The sequence below is a fragment of the Paenibacillus sp. UNC499MF genome, assembly GCF_900107975.1.
Classification (GTDB): Bacteria; Bacillota; Bacilli; order Paenibacillales; family NBRC-103111; genus Paenibacillus_F.
In genome coordinates this window covers 1-16157 of sequence record NZ_FNVF01000013.1, presented here as the reverse complement: position 1 = coordinate 16157, position 16157 = coordinate 1, and the positions used below count along the sequence as shown (strand labels likewise).

Here is a 16157-nt window from a genome sequence, read left to right as displayed (position 1 = left end):
CTAAATTCCATAGTATAAAATTACCGCAAAAAATTCAAATCGGGCGGGGCGATTTTTCCCTGCCGTACAATCAGCTTATGCGGCGGTCCGTCACGCGGCGCTGCGCCGATGACCCGGAAGCCGGAAGCATGCGAGTTTCCTCTCCCGGAACCTTTAATCCCCCGGCGGATCGCCGAAAAACTGCATGTGCCCTTTTTCCGCCCGGTAGTAGTCCAGTCTGTCCCGAAGCGTGCCGGTGTGAAATTCGAATTTATGCCCGTCGGGATCTTCGAAATAGAGGGAGCTTTTGTCCCGGCTGTGCCGCTCCCGGCCAGGAAGAAGGGCTCCGCAGGCGGCAAGCTTCGCTTCCAGGGCGGGCAGATCCTCCTCATCTACCGTAAAAGCGAGATGGGTATAGGACTGGCGGATCTCGCTGCGGGGGATATCCGGCTCGGTATTCAGGGCAAGCCAAAGGCCGCCGAGGTCGAAATAGGCTAGGGAACGCCCTTTAACGAGAAGCGTGGCGCCGAGCGCCTCCTGATAGAATCGGATCGACCGCTCCAGGTCGGAAACGGAAACGAGCAGATGGTTGATCCCGCGAATTGTCACGGCTTTGCCTCCTCCGGCTTGCGACTTCTTGTTGATTTCATGCGAAGCTTTCTTTACAATAAAGATTAAAAGAAAGAATGATAACTTTTCAGGAGATGTGACTACACTATGAACGTCAAAATTTCGCGCAACGCAGCCAAAGTTTTGAAACTCGAACTGGAGAAAGAAGAGAACCAGGGTCTTCTGGTCCGCGTCCAGGTAAGCCACAATCACGGCGATCACGCTCACTATGCGCTTGGTCTCGATACACAAACGGATAAAGATGTAGTCGTTTCTACCGATAAGGAGATTGACGTCCTGCTGGAGAAAGACGAGCCGCTGCTCGACGGCATCCGGATCGATTACTTCTACGTTCCGCAAGAAGGATTCATGATCACGAATCCGAGCAAAGGCAATCACGGAGATCATTAATGGCTAATGATATCCGGATTTGCGATAAATGCAAGCATATGCGGGTGAAAACGGCTCTGCCTAAGCTTCAGAAGCTTGCATCGGATGCCGAAGTCAAAGTCGGCTGCAAATCATACTGCGGACCTTGCGCCCGCTACGCATTCGTTTTTATTAACGGCCGTTATATCAAAGCGCCGACCGAAGACGAAGCGATCGAGTATGCGAAGAAGTTTGTGAAGTAGCCAAAGAAACGGCCCGGGGAACCGGGCCGTTTTTTTTTGTTGCCCTCAAACCGGCATCCGGTTATTCAGGCGGGGCTTTTGGCGCCGGTCAGATCAAGAAGCGCTTCTTCCAGCTTCGGAAAGCGGAAGCGGAATTCATGCTCTAGCAGCTTGCGGGGAAGAACCCGCTGCCCCTCCAGCAGCAGCATGGAAAGCTCCCCGAGGACAAGCTTCAAGGCGAAGGCGGGAAGGGGCAGGACATGAGGCCGCCGCAGGACGCCGCCCAGCGTCTGGGCGAATTCCCGGTTACGGACCGGATGGGGGGCCGTGGCGTTTACGGGGCCCGAGATTTCGTCGTTGCGGATGCAGGCATCGATTAACGCGACCATATCCGCGATATGAATCCACGACATCCACTGGTTGCCGCTGCCGATCCGGCCGCCTGCGCCGAATTTGAACGGAAGGGCCATTTTCGGAAAGGCTCCCCCGTCTGTTCCGAGCACGAGACCCGTACGGATTTTGACGATCCGTTCCGCGGGTATCCGGTCAGCGGCCTCCTCCCATTCTTTCACGACTTCCGCCAGGAAATCGTCGGCGCGGACGGGACTGAATTCATCGTATGTATGGGTTTCGGATGTGCCGTAAATCGCCATAGCCGAAGCGTTTACGACTACCGGGGGCTTATTGTCCAAGGCTTTAACGGCTGAAGCGACAGCCGCCGTCGTTTTCAGGCGGGAAGCGAGTATCTGGCGCTTTGCGGTTTCGCTCCAGCGCTGATTAATGGTAGAGCCGGCCAGATTGATCCAGGCGTCTATGCCTTCAAGATACCGGGGATTAAGCTCGATTTCCGACCAGGTCACGGTTTGGACGCCCGCATAAGAATGCCCGGAAGCCGAACGGGAAACGAGAATGAGTTCCTCTCCCAGCTTTTTGAAATGGGCGATAAGGTGGCGGCCGATAAACCCCGTTCCTCCGCTGATGGCAATTCGCATGAGCTCTCTCCTCCTTCTCTCTAATTTCCATTATATGACGAACCGTTTTTTTCCACAAACCTGCTCAGGGCGGAACTTTTCAGGGACCTTTGCGGACTTGCGCCGGGACAAAGCTAGTACTTTTGAACGCAAAAGCGCGGGCGGCCCGGAACGAAGAAGGAGCCGAAAGCGGTTTTTAACCGGATTATCGATGGTGTACAATAGAGGGATACATAGGGAAGAGGAGGAAAAGACAGATGATTGCTATCCGAAAATTAACCGAATGTACACTAGACCAGGCCGTTCAGGTATGGAACGAAGGGTTTTCCGGGTACTTTGTCGACATGACGACAAATCCGGGTGCCTATATGACGAGACAGGCATATGATCAATTATCGCCGCAGCATTCCATTGTCGCTTTCGACGGGGAACAGCCGGTAGGGTTTGTTTTGACCGGAATTCGCTTGGCGGGGGGCCGTAAAATTTCCTGGAACGGGGGCACCGGAATCATTCCGGCGTACAGGGGCCAAGGAGTCGGCCGTAAGCTGATCGAAGCCGCACTGGACATTTACCGCCAAGAAGGCGTCGATACGGCTACGATCGAAGCGTTTGCGGATAATGCCCCGGCGATCGCTCTCTATGAAAGCGTGGGATACGTCACCCGGGACACGCTGCTGGCGCTCCGAAAAGCGGGCGGGTCTGCAGGCGGCGGTCCGGCAGAGGTGACCGGCGAGAGCCGGGGAGCCTTGGACAATGCGCTGCCTCCGGCGGCCGCCGAGACCGACGCAGCGGCTGTACGCGCCGGCGGGTCTGCCAATGCCTCCGGCGGCTTAACGGCAGCGGCGCGGCATAACGATGCCGCCGGTCGATACACGCTGCGCCACGGCACCGCCAGAGACGCCGGCCTCCTGCCGTTCTATCCGGCCCTGGGTGCGTGGAAGGGGCATTGGGCCAGTTTGCCGGCGGGAGAGTCGCTGATCGCGTTCGAAGACGGCGAGCCGGCCGGCTACGCCCTGTACCAGCGGGTCTATGAAGCTTCGGGCAAACTTGCCGGCGTTACACTTTACCAGTGCGAAGCCTCGCCCGACAACCGGGATCCCGAGGCGGTGCTCAGAACTCTGCTGGAGGCCGTTCTGGACAGACACGGAGGAGCCTCACTCACTGCGTCTCATATTCCTTCGAGCCGGACGGATTTGCTCCGCCTGCTGGAGGAGAGAGGATTTCGAACCGCTCACGAGATGGTCTGGATGGTCAGGGACATGACGGTAGAAGGCCGGGCGTGATACGATAGCAGGACAGCTCCGGCCGGCAGGAAGGCTGGCGGCGTCCCCGCTGCGCAAGAAACCTGGGGCCGTCAGCCCGGCATGGCCGGGCAATCCGAAAGATTTAAAGGAGAATGTAACGATGAGTATGGACCGTTCCCTAATTGAGATCAGTAAATCGCTGCTGCAGTCCAGCCTTGGCGTTAAGCCGGGCGAGCTGCTTGTCGTCGTGGCCGACGACTATAAGAAAGAGCTAGCCGAGCATGTCCATCAGGCCGGACTGGAACTGGGGGCCGACGCCTCCCTCGTCGTCATGAAGCACCGCGAGAAATCCGGCCAGGAGCCTCCGGCTCCGGTTGCGGCGGCGATGCGCGAGGCGGACGTGGCCGTCTGCCTGACCCAGCACTCGCTGACGCATACGGGCGCGCGCAAGGAAGCGGCCGCAAACGGCACGCGCGTGGCGACGATGCCGACCATCACGGAAGACATGTTCCGTGAAGGGGCGATCTCGGCCGACTACGCACAGGTGCGCGAGCTGACCGAGCGCGTGACCGCCCGGCTGACGGCCGGAAGCCGGGTTACGATCGAGAAGGAGCACACGGCGCTCACCTTCTCGATTGAGGGCAGACCGGGCGTGCCCAGCACGGGCGTCTATCTGAATCCGGGCGAATCGGGCAACCTCCCTTCGGGAGAAGGCTATATCGCCCCGGTGGAAGGGTCCGCCTCGGGCACGCTGCTCGTGGACGGTTCCATTGCCGGTCTGGGCAAGGTGACGTCCCCGCTCACGCTGACCGTGGAGAACGGCCGCCTTGTCGGAGCGGACGGGGAGCAGGGCGAGGCTCTGCTTGCCATGCTTGGCGGCGGGGACGGCCGGCTGCTGGGCGAGTTCGGCATCGGCACGAACGACAAAGCCCGGATCACCGGCGTCGTGCTTGAGGACGAGAAGGTATACGGCACGATCCATGTGGCCTTCGGAAGCAACAATACGTTCGGCGGAACCGTAGCGGCCGGCGTCCATATCGACCTCATGGTGCTTTCCCCCCGCGTGTATATCGACGGAGAGCTGATTTTGGAAAACGGGCGTCTGCTCGTCTGATCTCGTCTGATCTTATTTGATCCGCCGCCCGGACACATGCTCTTCCCCGGACGTTTGTCAGGCAACGCCGCAACGTATAAAGGGAGCAGTGACGCCTGATGTGGCGATCGTCCAAACGTCCGGCTTAAAGTCTCCTGACGGGCGGAAGAGCCCGGGTCCTCCGTTCTTGATCTTGCTGTCCTTACCGGACGGCAAGATTTTTTTGTTGTGCTGGACGAATTGTCGTGTATAATAACAAAAATATACAACAATTGACCGAAGGTAAACGAATGCCTTCCTGGTTACCCGGTCGGCCGGATACCCGGAAATGTTCGGAAGGAGACTGATTGGCTTGAATCGAATACGGCATTTTTTATCTTCGTATCATCCGCTCGTGCACACGCTTCTGTTCGGTACAGTGATGGCGCGGGCAGCTTCGTCCATGAGTATGCCGTTTCTGGCGCTTTACCTCGTTGCCACTACGGATATGAGCAAAGGAATGATCGGACTTGTTATCGGAGCAAGCTCGCTGGCGGGGACGGTAGGCGGCTTTATCGGGGGGACGCTCTCGGACCGGATCGGCCGCAAGGTGGTCATGCAGGGAGCGCTGTTTACATGGGCCGCCGTTTTTGTCGGCTTTTCCCTGGTTACCCATCCTTTGCTGTTTCTTCTGCTTAATCTGGTCAGCGGCCTTTGCCGTTCGTTCTACGAACCGGTTTCCCAAGCTCTCATGGCGGATTTGACCGAAAAAGAAAAACGGCTGCAGGTGTACTCGCTCCGCTATCTGGCGATCAATGTCGGAGTCGCGGTAGGTCCTCTGCTCGGTGCGGCCTTCGGGATGGTGAAAGGCTCTCTGCCTTTTCTTCTTACAGGGATCGTATACTTGTTCTACGGAATCTTCCTCGTCGTCATGATGAGAAAATTTAAGGTTCAAACCGTATCCAAGGAAGTCAAGGAAAGGGTAACGTTCGCCGCCGCATGGAGGGTCGTCCGCAAGGACATGATTTTGCGCTACCAGCTGCTTGGCGGGATGATCGGAGCGGTCGGTTATTCCCAGATGTCCATTACCTTGTCGCAGTACGTGAACGAAAATTTTGCACAGGGGGTCAAGCTGTTCGCGGTGATGATGAGCGTCAATGCCGTCACCGTCATCGTGCTTCAGATCCCGTTGTCCAAGCTGGCGGACCGGAAGTCACCGCTTACGGCGATCGTCGTGGGGAATATTCTGTTCGCGCTCGGGGACGTCGGCTTCGCGCTTTCGGGGCACTGGCTGCTGCTTATCGCTTCGATGGTCGTCTTCACCATAGGGGAGACGCTCAATTTCCCGGCGTCGACGATGCTCATGGACAAAATCGCTCCGGACCATATGCGCGGCACGTATTTCGGAGCGCAGACCCTTACCAGTCTCGGGCATTTTGTCGGGCCATGGATCGGCGGTCTCCTGCTTGCCTCGATCGGCGGCCATATGTTTCTGGTAATGGCGGTTGTAACGGTCATGAGTTCGTTTTTATATTGGCGTGGAAGTCACCTTCTTACAAAACGGATAGAAAGCGAATACGGAACGGCGACCCGATCCGTCTAATAAGTTGCGCAGTACCCGGCGCACGCTGGGGCGTCGCATGACAGCGGCAGCCCGGCTGTATAGCGAATGTGCCGCATATTCGTGCTTATCCTGCTAAAAAAACGGCCTTTCCGTCCGCATACAAGCGGTTGGGGGCCGTTTTTGATTTATCGCGTTATGGGTTGGAGCGGAACCGGTGAGCGGTGTTCACTCTTGATTTCCGGACTTTAGCGTACCGTAACGGCCGCTGTCGTAAGCTTTCCCTCGGTCTGCACACCGTCATCCGCTTTGGGGCTGACTACGACCGCAAGAAGAAACGCGAGTACGGAAACGACTACGGCCGTTTTGCGGAACAGCGGACGATGCAGGAAGCGGAACCGCCGGCCCGGGTCTTTCGATTTCGAATGAACGAGAGCTGCGAACGTGAGCATAGAGATAAAAAATAAAACAAGCGCCATTATACCTTGCATAGCGGTTCCCCCTATAAACAATTGAATAGTCCGAAAAATTGGGTACTATTTCCTATGCAAATAGTACCATATCCAAAGTAAAATGGGAAGATTTTATCAAAAATTTATCAAATTTGTTTTAATTCAAAGCTTTTTTATGGGATTTATGAGTATATAGGCCTGGTTTTCCGGGCCCGAGTAGTCACGATAATATTCAGCACAGATATTCCGCTGACTTGGAGTTCCGCAAGCCTTGGCGTCTTGATTTGGAGTGACCGGGATTTATATTCCTGCCTGGGCTCGCGGCAGCCGGCGGGCGCCGTGCAGTCACGCATGACGGTATCGACGAAGTCACCGGATAATTCCGGCTTTGGCATGAAAGCATGCGGAAGAACCAATAAACCCCCGGCTCATTCGATCATCGAATGAGCCGGGGGTCCGGTTTACCTTGCAGCAGCGAATCTCTGCTATTGTTCCGCAGTTTCCGTATTCCGGCGGCGCGGAGGCAGCGGTCCGAAATATTGATACAGCTGGCATTCGATCCGTCCGTTGAACAGCTTGCGGCGCTTGTCGGCCGGACGGGTAAAATAATGCTCCAGCTGCTTGCTCGGGGACAGGACGAACGTGCTCCACGTATGCAGCGAGCCGGTCAGCTGTCCGAGCTGGCGGAGCACACGTTCCACTTCCTTCTGCTCGCCGAGCCGTTCGCCGTAAGGGGGATTGGTGATCAGGCAGCCGAAGTCACTGCGCGGTCTCGCTTTGGCTACCGGCTCCACGTAAAACTTCAGCTCCTTGGAGAGGCCGGCCGCTTTGGCGGCCGCCTGTGCGACCTCGATCGCTTTCGGGTCGATGTCGGAGCCCGCTATCTCCAGCGGAATGTCGTCGTTCAGGGAATCATAAGCCTCTTCCCGGGCCTGCTCCCAGCGGTTCCGGCCGATGATGTCCCATTCCTCCGAGGGGAAGGAGCGGCGCAGGCCGGGCGCGATATTCCAGCCGGACATGGCGGCTTCGATCAGAATCGTGCCGGATCCGCAGAACGGATCGTAGAGGGGACGGTCGGGCTTCCAGCGGCTCAGGTTCACCAGAGCCGCAGCCATCGTTTCCTTGAGCGGAGCCTCCGTCACGAGCTTCCGGTATCCCCGCTTGTGCAGGCTCGGGCCCGTCGTATCGATGGTCAGCGTGGCGATATCGTTAAGCAGAGCGACCTCGATCACATAGCGGGGACCGTCTTCTTCGAACCAGTCCGTTTGATAGCGTTCTTTCATTTTCTCAACGACGGCTTTTTTAACGATTCCCTGGCAGGCCGGGACGCTGGAAAGCTGTGATTTATGGGAACGGCCCTCTACGGGGAATTCGCCGTATTCGGGAATCCAGGCGGGCCAGTCGAGTGCTTTGGTGCCTTCAAACAAATCATCGAAAGTCCGTGCTTCAAATTGCCCCATTTTGACAAGTATGCGGTCTGCGGTACGGAGCCACAGGTTCGTCCGGCAAATCGCCGTCTCGTCCCCGGTGAACGTAACCCGCCCGTTCTCGACGGTGACATCCTCGTATCCGAGCTCTTTGACCTCTCTTGCTACGATCGCTTCCAGCCCCATGGGACAGGTGGCGATCAAATCCAATTTAGCCATGCTTTCATTTCCTTTCGGGTGGTATCCGTGTAATTTCTAAGTATAGGCGAAAGAGGCGCGGGAGACAAATGCCAATCTTGCCGAAATCGGCCTCGGGACGGTTGAATGCGCTTGTTTTTTCATATACAATGACCTCACGGTCAGACGCCGTACGCAAGAAGGAGTCCCTGTATCGCATGGCACGTTTGATGTGGCCGATAATCCGGCTGTTCCAGAGCTGCTTTTCGAGGAAAGGCGGTTTCTGAATACATAGGCAGAAAAGAGGAATGATCCGTGGGAAAATTAACGGATGGAACGAACGAGGACTTGGAAAAGGCGGCGCTGGGGCCGGAACAATATTTAGAGGCCCTGTATGCGGAGGATGAGGCGCTGGAGCTTGTTAAAGAGGCTATCCGCGCCAATAACATGCCCGATATCTCGGTTGCCCCCGGTTACGGACGGCTTCTCACCATGCTGGTGAGGCTGACGGGAGCCAGGCAGGTGCTTGAAATCGGAGCCTTGGGCGGATACAGCGCCATTTGTTTGGCCAGAGGGCTGGACGACGGCGGGAAGGTGCTTTCCCTGGAAGTAAACGCCGCTTTTGCGGAAACGGCGCTGGAGAACGTGACGAAGGCCGGCTTCGGGGACAAGGTCGGGTACCGGGTGGCCGATGCCTCAGAAAGTCTGGCCGCGCTGAAGGAGGAAGGCGCGAAGTTCGACTTCTTCTTTATCGATGCGGACAAAGTGAATTATCCGGCTTATTTGGACTATGCCATCGAGCTGGCCAACCCGGGCGCCATTATCATAGGAGATAATATTTTGATGCGGGGCCGGACGATCGATGCGGCCGTTACGAAGAAATCGGTTGAAGCGATGAGAGAGTTCAATCGTCGGTTCGCTTCCGATCCGCGCCTGGAAAGCACGATGCTCCCCGCCTACGACGGGCTTGCGGTGGCGCGTGTAAAATAGGGGTCCGTCAGCGTGCGTTTGCGGATATCTTCCGCCCACACAAGAGCTTCGCCAAACACAAAAAGAACGATCCGCCCGGACGCAGCCCGGGAAGGATCGTTCTTTTTGTGCAGTTTTTCCGTACCGCTCGAAGCTCGGGCGCGCGGTGACCGGCGTCACATGACGGTGGTCAATCACACGACGCTTCTCCGGGGCTCTTGTATTAAGCCGGAGGCCTAGACAGAGCGCGCCGGCCCGACAAGCGTCTCGTCCGTACTCTACAGCGTGCCGTCCGAAATCTTATGCTTGCCGAGCAGCGTGCGGTAAGACCAGGCCGCGTTAATGGCAAGCATGACGGTCGCGAACAGGAACAATTCGCGGATGTTCAGGAAGCCGGACAGGGCGCCGCCGATAACAGGTCCCAGCATATTGCCGAGAGCCAGGGCGCTCGTGTTGAAGCTGTACGAGCGGCTTTCCATTCCGACCGGCGTGTACGTCCGGATCAGGGAATTGACCGTCGGCAGAAGTCCGCCGATAAAAATCCCGAGACAGAACCGGGCCGCCATCAGCTGCCAGACGTTCTGCACGAAGGCCTGCGGGATGAAGAAAATGGCGGCGCCGATCAGCGAGACGAACAGGATGCGCTGCGGACCGATCCTGTCCGACAATTTTCCGAGCAGCGGGGCGGCCACCATGTTCGAGAACCCGGTGATGGACGCGACAAGTCCCGCGTAGAAGGCGAGCAGTTCACCCGAGCCGTGGAGCTCCTCGACGAAGAGGGCCATCAGCGGCATGGAGCACTGGATGGAGAACTGGATCACGAAGGTGATCGAATACAGCGTCGGCAGCTGGCGGATCGGCCTCAGATCTTTATAGCCTTGCATGACCGATATTTTCGGCTGCTTTTTGGCTTCGGCCGCATTGAATTTCTCCTTGACCAGCAGCATCGTCACTATCGAAGCGATAAACAGCATGGCTCCGGTTACATAGAAAATGTAACGGAAGCCGATAAGCTCGGCCAGCAGACCGCCGATAAACGGGCCGAGAATGGAACCGGCGACGGCACCCGACTGGAGCGTTCCCATCGCAAATCCGATATGCTCGCGCGGCGTGTTCGTGGACATCAGGGCGACGGAAGCGGGAGCGTACCCGGAGATCGTGCCGTTCACGAGTCTCAGCAGCAGGAGTACCCACGGCGCATGCGCAAAACCCATCGTCGTCATGACGACCGCCATTCCGAAGCCGGAGCGCAGGAGCATCACTTTGCGCCCGTAGCGGTCGGCCATTCCTCCCCAGAACGGCTGGAACAGGAAGGAGGTGACAAAGTTGCCGGCAAAAATAATGCCTGTCCAAGTCGCGATTTCCTGAGCGTCCTGCAGGCCCATCTCTTTGAGATATAAAGGCAGAAACGGCATGATCATGGTCATGCCCGCCATTACGAAGAACTGCCCGACCCACAAAACCGCCAAGTTTACTCTCCAATTGATCATGGAATCCCCCCATTTCTAGTTGTCAATGCTTTACTTTTGTGCCGTCCTGGAATTCATCCCCTTATTATATCACAAAAAGAAAATATTTTTTCCTTCAGCTCCGTATGGCTCTCCGTACGCATGCATCTGTAGTTCCTACCTTATCTTTAACCAAAGTAAGGTGGAGGCGACAAACTTTCTATGCATAAATTTTCCATGGAAAGGGAATTGTAAGCGTAAAAGAACTTACAAAAGGAGCTGTTTTTCATGCCGTTCGGAGCCCACGAAACGCTAGAGGTCCACGAAGTGTTGACCGAAAAAATAAATATGATCCAGCATTTTTCTTTCTACGCCCGGCAGGCCCGGCATCCGCAGGTAAGAGCGATCGCCGAGCACCATCTTCAAGCGGGCGTGCAGCACTATAACGAGCTGGTCGCCTACACGCACGACTACAGCGCCGCGCGTGGACAAGCTCCCTACGGCCAGCCGCCGTTCGTTTCCGTACAGGATATTTTGTACGGATTGCGCCGTCCTGCACCGGTCGCGCCCGGAACGGACGGCTCGTTCAATGATGAGCAGATTTTATCCGCGATGCTCTGCTGCCACAAAAACAGCGCGAAAAATCAGATGACCGCCGCGCTGGAATGTGCCGATCCCAACGTCCGCCGGATGCTTCTCACGGCAGCCGACGCGGCTGCGGATCACGCCTACGAAGTGTTTCTGTTCATGAACAGCCAAGGACAATATCAGGTGCCGACCCTTCACGATCATACGGCCAAAACGTACCTGCACACGTTCCAGCCTGTTCATGAAACGGATTTGGGCCAGCCGGCGAGACACTATGACCAAGGCTACGGTCAAGGCTACGGCTATGCTCAGGAATTCGGCCATGCTCCCGAATACGCTCAAAATCACTTGTACGGCTATCCGGGAGCCGGCGGCGGCCAGCAGCAAAGTTACACGCCGCTAAACCATCAGCAGCAAAATCAGCATTCGGACGCCTACGGCTATAACGGCGGTTACGGCGGCGCACAGCCGGATAACGGCGGTTACTCCGCTTACGGCCTCACTGCAGCCGGCTATCCGTCTTCCTCAAACGGCGGCGCAGCCTACAAGGGACAAGGCCGGCAGCCGAATGTCTACGGCTCCGTTCAGCCGGCCTCGTACTCGGGAGGAACGGCGTCCGGCTACGGTTCCGCATACGGGTATGAGAGTGCGGGCCAGCAGGCGCTGTACCAGACGCAAAACGCGTCATACACTCAGGCGTCCGGCCTGCATGGAACCAACCTTAACGGTTCCCAGACGCAGAACTCCCCGTATTCGGGTGAGCGCAATTACCCGCCGCAAACCGGAAGCGGAATCCAGCAGCACAGCGGCACGCAGCAGCATACAACCAGCTACGGCTCTTCCTCCGCGGGAGGCAAGCAAGCTTCTCATGCCCAGACGCCCGCCAGCCCGCAAAGAGGCGGACAGGACGAGAAAACGGATGAGACGGACAGCGGCGCGCTGACTTCCAAAGCGGGCGATTCATCCTCCAATCCGGTTCAGTAAGGCGGGAGGCGTAACTTTCACAGCCGGAAAGCCTCTTCTAAATCAATTTTAAACCGGTGTTCTCCTTGAGGCCCCCTGGCGGAACGTTTATAATCGCTAGAGGGCCTTTTTTCCATACATGCCCTTATTCAGAACGGGGAGTTGAGTGACCGATGACGGAAACTGTACGCAACATTTACTGTGTAGGACGCAACTATAAGCTTCATGCCGCCGAGCTGGGCAATGACGTTCCGGAAGAGCCGATGATTTTTACGAAACCGACCCATGCGCTTGCCGCAATGGAAGACGATTTGCTGGAGCTGCCTCAGGGCAAAGGAGAAATCCACTACGAGGGAGAGCTCGTTATTCATATTTCCAAGTCCTATTCACCGGGGATGACCGTGGATGAACTTGTCGATTCATTCGGTCTGGGGATTGATTTCACCCTCCGTGACGTTCAAAGCGTCTTGAAGAAAAAAGGCCATCCTTGGCTGGCTGCCAAAGGATTTTTGAACTCCGCCGCTCTGGGCCCGCTTCGCCCTTTTCCCGGTGCCGCCGAACTGGAAAAGACGGAATTCAAAACGGTACGCAACGGCGAGACCGTTCAGCGGGGCCATGTCGGGGATATGATCTTCCCGCTTCAGGCTATCGTCGATTATGTGGGGACAAATTACGGACTCGGAGCCGGAGATCTGATTTATACCGGTACGCCTGCCGGTGTCGGGGCCTGCGCGGACGGGGATGTGTTCGAGCTTCTCTGGGGCGGGGAAACCGCGGGCCGCTGCACAGTCAAGCTGTAAGGAGGGATAGGATGAACTGTCCTGCCGCGGAAAGCAGAGGATACCGATGAAGAATCAGCGACTGACGCTGCTTATCGTGTCCGCCGTCTTCAGCGCCGTTCTCGTAACAGGACTGCTGCTTGTCAAAATAAAAATGGACGCGGCCTCGCTGCAGCCGGCCATTGCTTTGGAGCAGCCTCCCTCCGAGGCGGCCGGAGCTGCCCCACCATCTCCTTCTACGGCTCCGTCTCCCGCTAAAACACCCGCTCCCGCTGCATCTCCGGCACCCGATAAGGCGGAAGAATCGGCGGAGACCCTCCCTGACGAACCGGCCGGCAAATCCGAAGCCAAAGCGGGGGATAAACCGGCTGCCGGCGGGAGTGCCAAGGGAGCAGGCAAACCGCAGGTTTCGCCGGAACCGGCACCGGCCGTACGCAAAAAAGCGGGTGATCATGCCGCAGTCAATCTTGTCTTTGCCGGAGACGCTCTGATGGATTGGTCCGTAAAGGAAACGATCCGGAAGAAGGGGCCGGATTATCCCTTTCAGTTCGTAAAAGCGGAAGTTTCCAAGGCGGATTACGCTTTCGTGAATTTGGAAACGTCCGTGACCGACGCGACCGAGAAGGATACGAACCAGCTTTATAATTTCAAATCGGACCCACCCTCCCTTAAAGGGTTGAAAAATGCGGGGTTCGATCTCGTTTCCATAGCAAACAATCATGTGCTCGACTTCGGCAGGCAGGGCTTTCTGGACACGTTGAATCATTTGAAGCAGGCGGGGCTGCCCTATATCGGAGGCGGCCGCAATGCCGCGGAAGCTTACAAAGCCAAGACCGTTGAAATCAATGGGGCCAGGATTAAATTTCTCGCGTTTTCCCGGTTCATTCCGACCCGGGACTGGTTTGCGGGTCCCGATACGCCCGGGATCGCCCAGGCTTACGAAAAATCCGCCGTTCTGCCGGTCATCCGCAAAGAAGCGAAGGACGCCGATTACGTGTTTGTCTACATGCACTGGGGAGTGGAGAAAAACCACAAACCGGAAGAGTGGCAGCGGACTTTTGCCAAAGAAATGATCGATGCGGGGGCGGACGGAATCATCGGCAGCCATGTGCACGTTCTTCAGGGATTCGAATTTTACAAAGGCAAGCCTATCGCATACTCCATCGGCAACTTTTTGTTCCCCGATTATGTCAAAGACGCGAAAGCGGACACCGGACTTCTTACCTTAAAACTGGTCAACGGAAAAATAACGGCGGAATTCAACCCGTACTACATTCAAAAAGATCAGATTGTGAAACGGGATGCGGCTTACGACAAAAAGCAGATGGAATTTCTCCAGTCCGTCTCATACGGTGTCAAGATACGCGGCAAAGCCATTGAACCCGCTGCCTGACAAAGCAGAAAACACACCTCCCTAAAGGGGGTGTGTTTTGCGTGAATGAACGATTTTTGCCATAATGGAAAGGGATAGAAATCAGCGGGAAGCTTCTTCTTCGCGCTCGTTCTGGATCGGATCGGGAAGAAGGCCTTCCTCCGTAAGATCCTCGTTGGTTTTCATGCCATCCATGTCTTTGCCGAGCTGTTTGATTTCGTCCATATCCGGCGCCATCGAGCCGTTCATGACCTGATGAATATCGCGATCCGCGGAATTTTGCTTGGCGTCATGATATTCATGCTCTTTTACGGATTCGAGATCTTCGTTCTCATATTGACGCACGTTATTTTTTTGATTGGTGTAAGGGTTGTGCTTATTTTCATCCGTAATCGGGTTGATGTCCTCGTTCGGTTTGTTTTGGTTGTTTTCCATGATTAAAATCTCCCCTCAGAAACGAATGTGTGATACGGGATCTATGTTTATTTTTACCCGAAATACGGAAAACGAAACCCGCGGTCCGCAGGCGCGGATTTGTGCGGGAGAGTTTGCCGGCGATTTTAAGATGAAAGAAGGGGAGATGAGAAGATGTCGGGAACGGATATATGGATAGGGCTGCTGGGGAGCGTCCTGGTGGCGGGGGCCGCTTATTCGAAGCGATCCTTGACCGTGTCGGGTGCAGCCGCGGCGGTAATTTTGGGCACGCTCATGTATTCGCTCGGATCGGCAGCCTGGTTCGGAACCCTTATCGCGTTTTTTGTCGCCTCCACGCTGCTGTCCAAGTACAAGCACAAGCGCAAGGCGGCCATCGAATCGGGCTACGCAAAGGGCGGCAACAGAGATGCCGGCCAAGTGGCGGCAAACGGGGGGCTGGGCCTTCTGCTCTGCATCGGCTCGGTGGCCGCTCCTCATCCCGCATGGTGGGCCGCTTTCGTAGGCGTTATGGCCTCCGTCACGGCCGACACCTGGGCTACGGAAATCGGCGGATTGAGCCGGACCGCACCCCGCTCTATCCTGACGGGCCGCAAAGTCGCCCCCGGCACATCGGGCGGCGTTACTGCCCTCGGTCTGCTTGCGACGTGTGCGGGCGGGCTTTTCATCGGCGCAGCGGCGTGGCTGCTCGCCAGGCTGGGGAGCGGCGCGGTCACGGGAGCCGCTGACGCCGGCGCTGCGGCAGCGGGCCAGCAGGCAGCCGTCATGCTGACCGCCGCGGCGCCGCACCCGCTGGAGACGCTGCTGCCGCTGCTCGCGGCGGGTCTTGCCGGCGGCCTCGCCGGATCGCTGTCCGATTCGCTGATCGGCGCGAAATGGCAGGCGATGTACCGCTGCGTCGTATGCGGCCGCGACATCGAGCGCGGCTCCCACTGCGGCCGGCCCGCCGAGCCGCTGCGGGGCTTCGCCTGGATGACGAACGATGCCGTGAACGTCATCGGTTCGCTCTTCGGCGGCGCCGCTGCGCTTGCGGCGGCTCTGCTCGCCGGCTGGCTGTGAACAGCCTGCCGCAACCGCTCTTGGCGCACGGCGGCTGTCCGCCTGCGTATCCGGCGGCAGGCGTGCAGCCCCCGCAAAGTGCTGCCCGGAGCGGCTGTCGCTGCAGGCGAAGGCCGCCGGCGAGCAGCAGTGCCGTGCTTTACGGCGCGAAGCCAAACGCCGGCGCGACCCGGTGCGGCCGCGCTTACCGCAAGCGTATCCAGCCTGCGCTCGCACCAAGGCGGCGTGCGGGTCGGGGACCCTCGCCCCTGCCGGTGTCTCCAGCGGCAGCAGCAAACTCTGCCTCTGCGCGGCAAGGCCAACAAAAAACCTCCACCCAAAGCCTGAAATGCACCCCTTAGAATGGACATTGGAAAAACCCTTGGGTAATTCCGATGAAATTCTAGGGGGTGCATTTTTTATGCCAGCGAGAAAAGGACAAAAGTTCAAGCACTATACGGAGGA

The 16157-nt window shown here is 57.1% G+C and carries 16 protein-coding genes; 10 read left to right on the top strand and 6 right to left on the bottom strand.

The genetic code is table 11. From position 1 onward, the window contains the following. Window positions 1–153: 153 nt before the first annotated feature. Complete coding sequence (gene fosB, locus C4S74_RS21005; RefSeq protein ID WP_103997301.1) at window positions 154–588, bottom strand: metallothiol transferase FosB; 435 nt, start codon at window positions 586–588, stop codon at window positions 154–156. 108 nt (window positions 589–696) lie between these two features. On the opposite strand from fosB, the gene C4S74_RS21000 reads away from it, so the two are divergent. Beyond that, entirely contained in the window at window positions 697–999 is a 303-nt protein-coding gene (locus C4S74_RS21000; RefSeq protein ID WP_103997300.1) for a heme biosynthesis protein HemY, read from the top strand. Next, window positions 999–1220: a DUF1450 domain-containing protein gene (locus C4S74_RS20995; RefSeq protein WP_103997299.1), complete on the top strand. Its 222-nt coding sequence runs from the start codon at window positions 999–1001 to the stop codon at window positions 1218–1220. The genes C4S74_RS21000 and C4S74_RS20995 overlap by 1 nt, the downstream gene beginning before the upstream one ends. 65 nt (window positions 1221–1285) lie before the next feature. Here the strand turns inward: C4S74_RS20995 and C4S74_RS20990 are convergent, their stop codons facing one another. Next, entirely contained in the window at window positions 1286–2191 is a 906-nt protein-coding gene (locus C4S74_RS20990) for a TIGR01777 family oxidoreductase (protein WP_103997298.1), read from the bottom strand. A gap of 236 nt (window positions 2192–2427) precedes the next feature. Here C4S74_RS20990 and C4S74_RS20985 point away from each other — a divergent pair, with 236 nt between their 5' ends. The 3 genes from C4S74_RS20985 to C4S74_RS20975 all read left to right on the top strand — a co-directional run bounded on the left by C4S74_RS20985 (window position 2428) and on the right by C4S74_RS20975 (window position 6089). After that, window positions 2428–3453 (top strand): GNAT family N-acetyltransferase, encoded by a 1026-nt coding sequence (locus C4S74_RS20985; RefSeq protein WP_103997297.1) that lies wholly within the window; start codon window positions 2428–2430, stop codon window positions 3451–3453. Between the two features lie 127 nt (window positions 3454–3580). Continuing rightward, entirely contained in the window at window positions 3581–4528 is a 948-nt protein-coding gene (locus C4S74_RS20980) for an aminopeptidase (RefSeq protein WP_103997396.1), read from the top strand. Between the two features lie 331 nt (window positions 4529–4859). After that, window positions 4860–6089, top strand: a complete 1230-nt coding sequence (locus C4S74_RS20975) for an MFS transporter (protein WP_103997296.1) — start codon at window positions 4860–4862, stop codon at window positions 6087–6089. A gap of 206 nt (window positions 6090–6295) precedes the next feature. Here C4S74_RS20975 and C4S74_RS20970 read toward each other — a convergent pair whose 3' ends face one another. Next, a complete protein-coding gene (locus C4S74_RS20970) occupies window positions 6296–6538 on the bottom strand; it encodes a hypothetical protein (RefSeq protein ID WP_103997295.1) in 243 nt (80 codons plus the stop codon). A gap of 446 nt (window positions 6539–6984) precedes the next feature. Further along, a complete protein-coding gene (locus C4S74_RS20965) occupies window positions 6985–8145 on the bottom strand; it encodes a class I SAM-dependent RNA methyltransferase (protein WP_103997294.1) in 1161 nt (386 codons plus the stop codon). A 273-nt stretch (window positions 8146–8418) separates the two neighbouring features. Here C4S74_RS20965 and C4S74_RS20960 point away from each other — a divergent pair, with 273 nt between their 5' ends. Further along, window positions 8419–9093 (top strand): O-methyltransferase, encoded by a 675-nt coding sequence (locus C4S74_RS20960; RefSeq protein ID WP_103997293.1) that lies wholly within the window; start codon window positions 8419–8421, stop codon window positions 9091–9093. 257 nt (window positions 9094–9350) lie between these two features. Here C4S74_RS20960 and C4S74_RS20955 read toward each other — a convergent pair whose 3' ends face one another. Continuing rightward, a complete protein-coding gene (locus tag C4S74_RS20955; protein ID WP_103997292.1) occupies window positions 9351–10562 on the bottom strand; it encodes an MFS transporter in 1212 nt (403 codons plus the stop codon). A gap of 246 nt (window positions 10563–10808) precedes the next feature. Here C4S74_RS20955 and C4S74_RS20950 point away from each other — a divergent pair, with 246 nt between their 5' ends. The 3 genes from C4S74_RS20950 to C4S74_RS20940 all read left to right on the top strand — a co-directional run bounded on the left by C4S74_RS20950 (window position 10809) and on the right by C4S74_RS20940 (window position 14243). Then, window positions 10809–12092 carry a spore coat protein gene (locus C4S74_RS20950; RefSeq protein WP_103997291.1) on the top strand — a complete coding sequence of 428 codons (1284 nt, stop codon included), beginning with the start codon at window positions 10809–10811 and terminating at the stop codon, window positions 12090–12092. A 152-nt stretch (window positions 12093–12244) separates the two neighbouring features. Continuing rightward, window positions 12245–12871 (top strand): fumarylacetoacetate hydrolase family protein, encoded by a 627-nt coding sequence (locus C4S74_RS20945; RefSeq protein WP_103997290.1) that lies wholly within the window; start codon window positions 12245–12247, stop codon window positions 12869–12871. A 46-nt stretch (window positions 12872–12917) separates the two neighbouring features. Next, entirely contained in the window at window positions 12918–14243 is a 1326-nt protein-coding gene (locus C4S74_RS20940) for a CapA family protein (protein ID WP_103997289.1), read from the top strand. Between the two features lie 81 nt (window positions 14244–14324). Here the strand turns inward: C4S74_RS20940 and C4S74_RS20935 are convergent, their stop codons facing one another. Beyond that, window positions 14325–14657: a hypothetical protein gene (locus C4S74_RS20935; protein ID WP_103997288.1), complete on the bottom strand. Its 333-nt coding sequence runs from the start codon at window positions 14655–14657 to the stop codon at window positions 14325–14327. A 153-nt stretch (window positions 14658–14810) separates the two neighbouring features. Between C4S74_RS20935 and C4S74_RS20930 the strand changes: the two genes are divergently transcribed. Then, a complete protein-coding gene (locus tag C4S74_RS20930) occupies window positions 14811–15713 on the top strand; it encodes a DUF92 domain-containing protein (protein WP_103997287.1) in 903 nt (300 codons plus the stop codon). Window positions 15714–16157 lie beyond the last annotated feature (444 nt).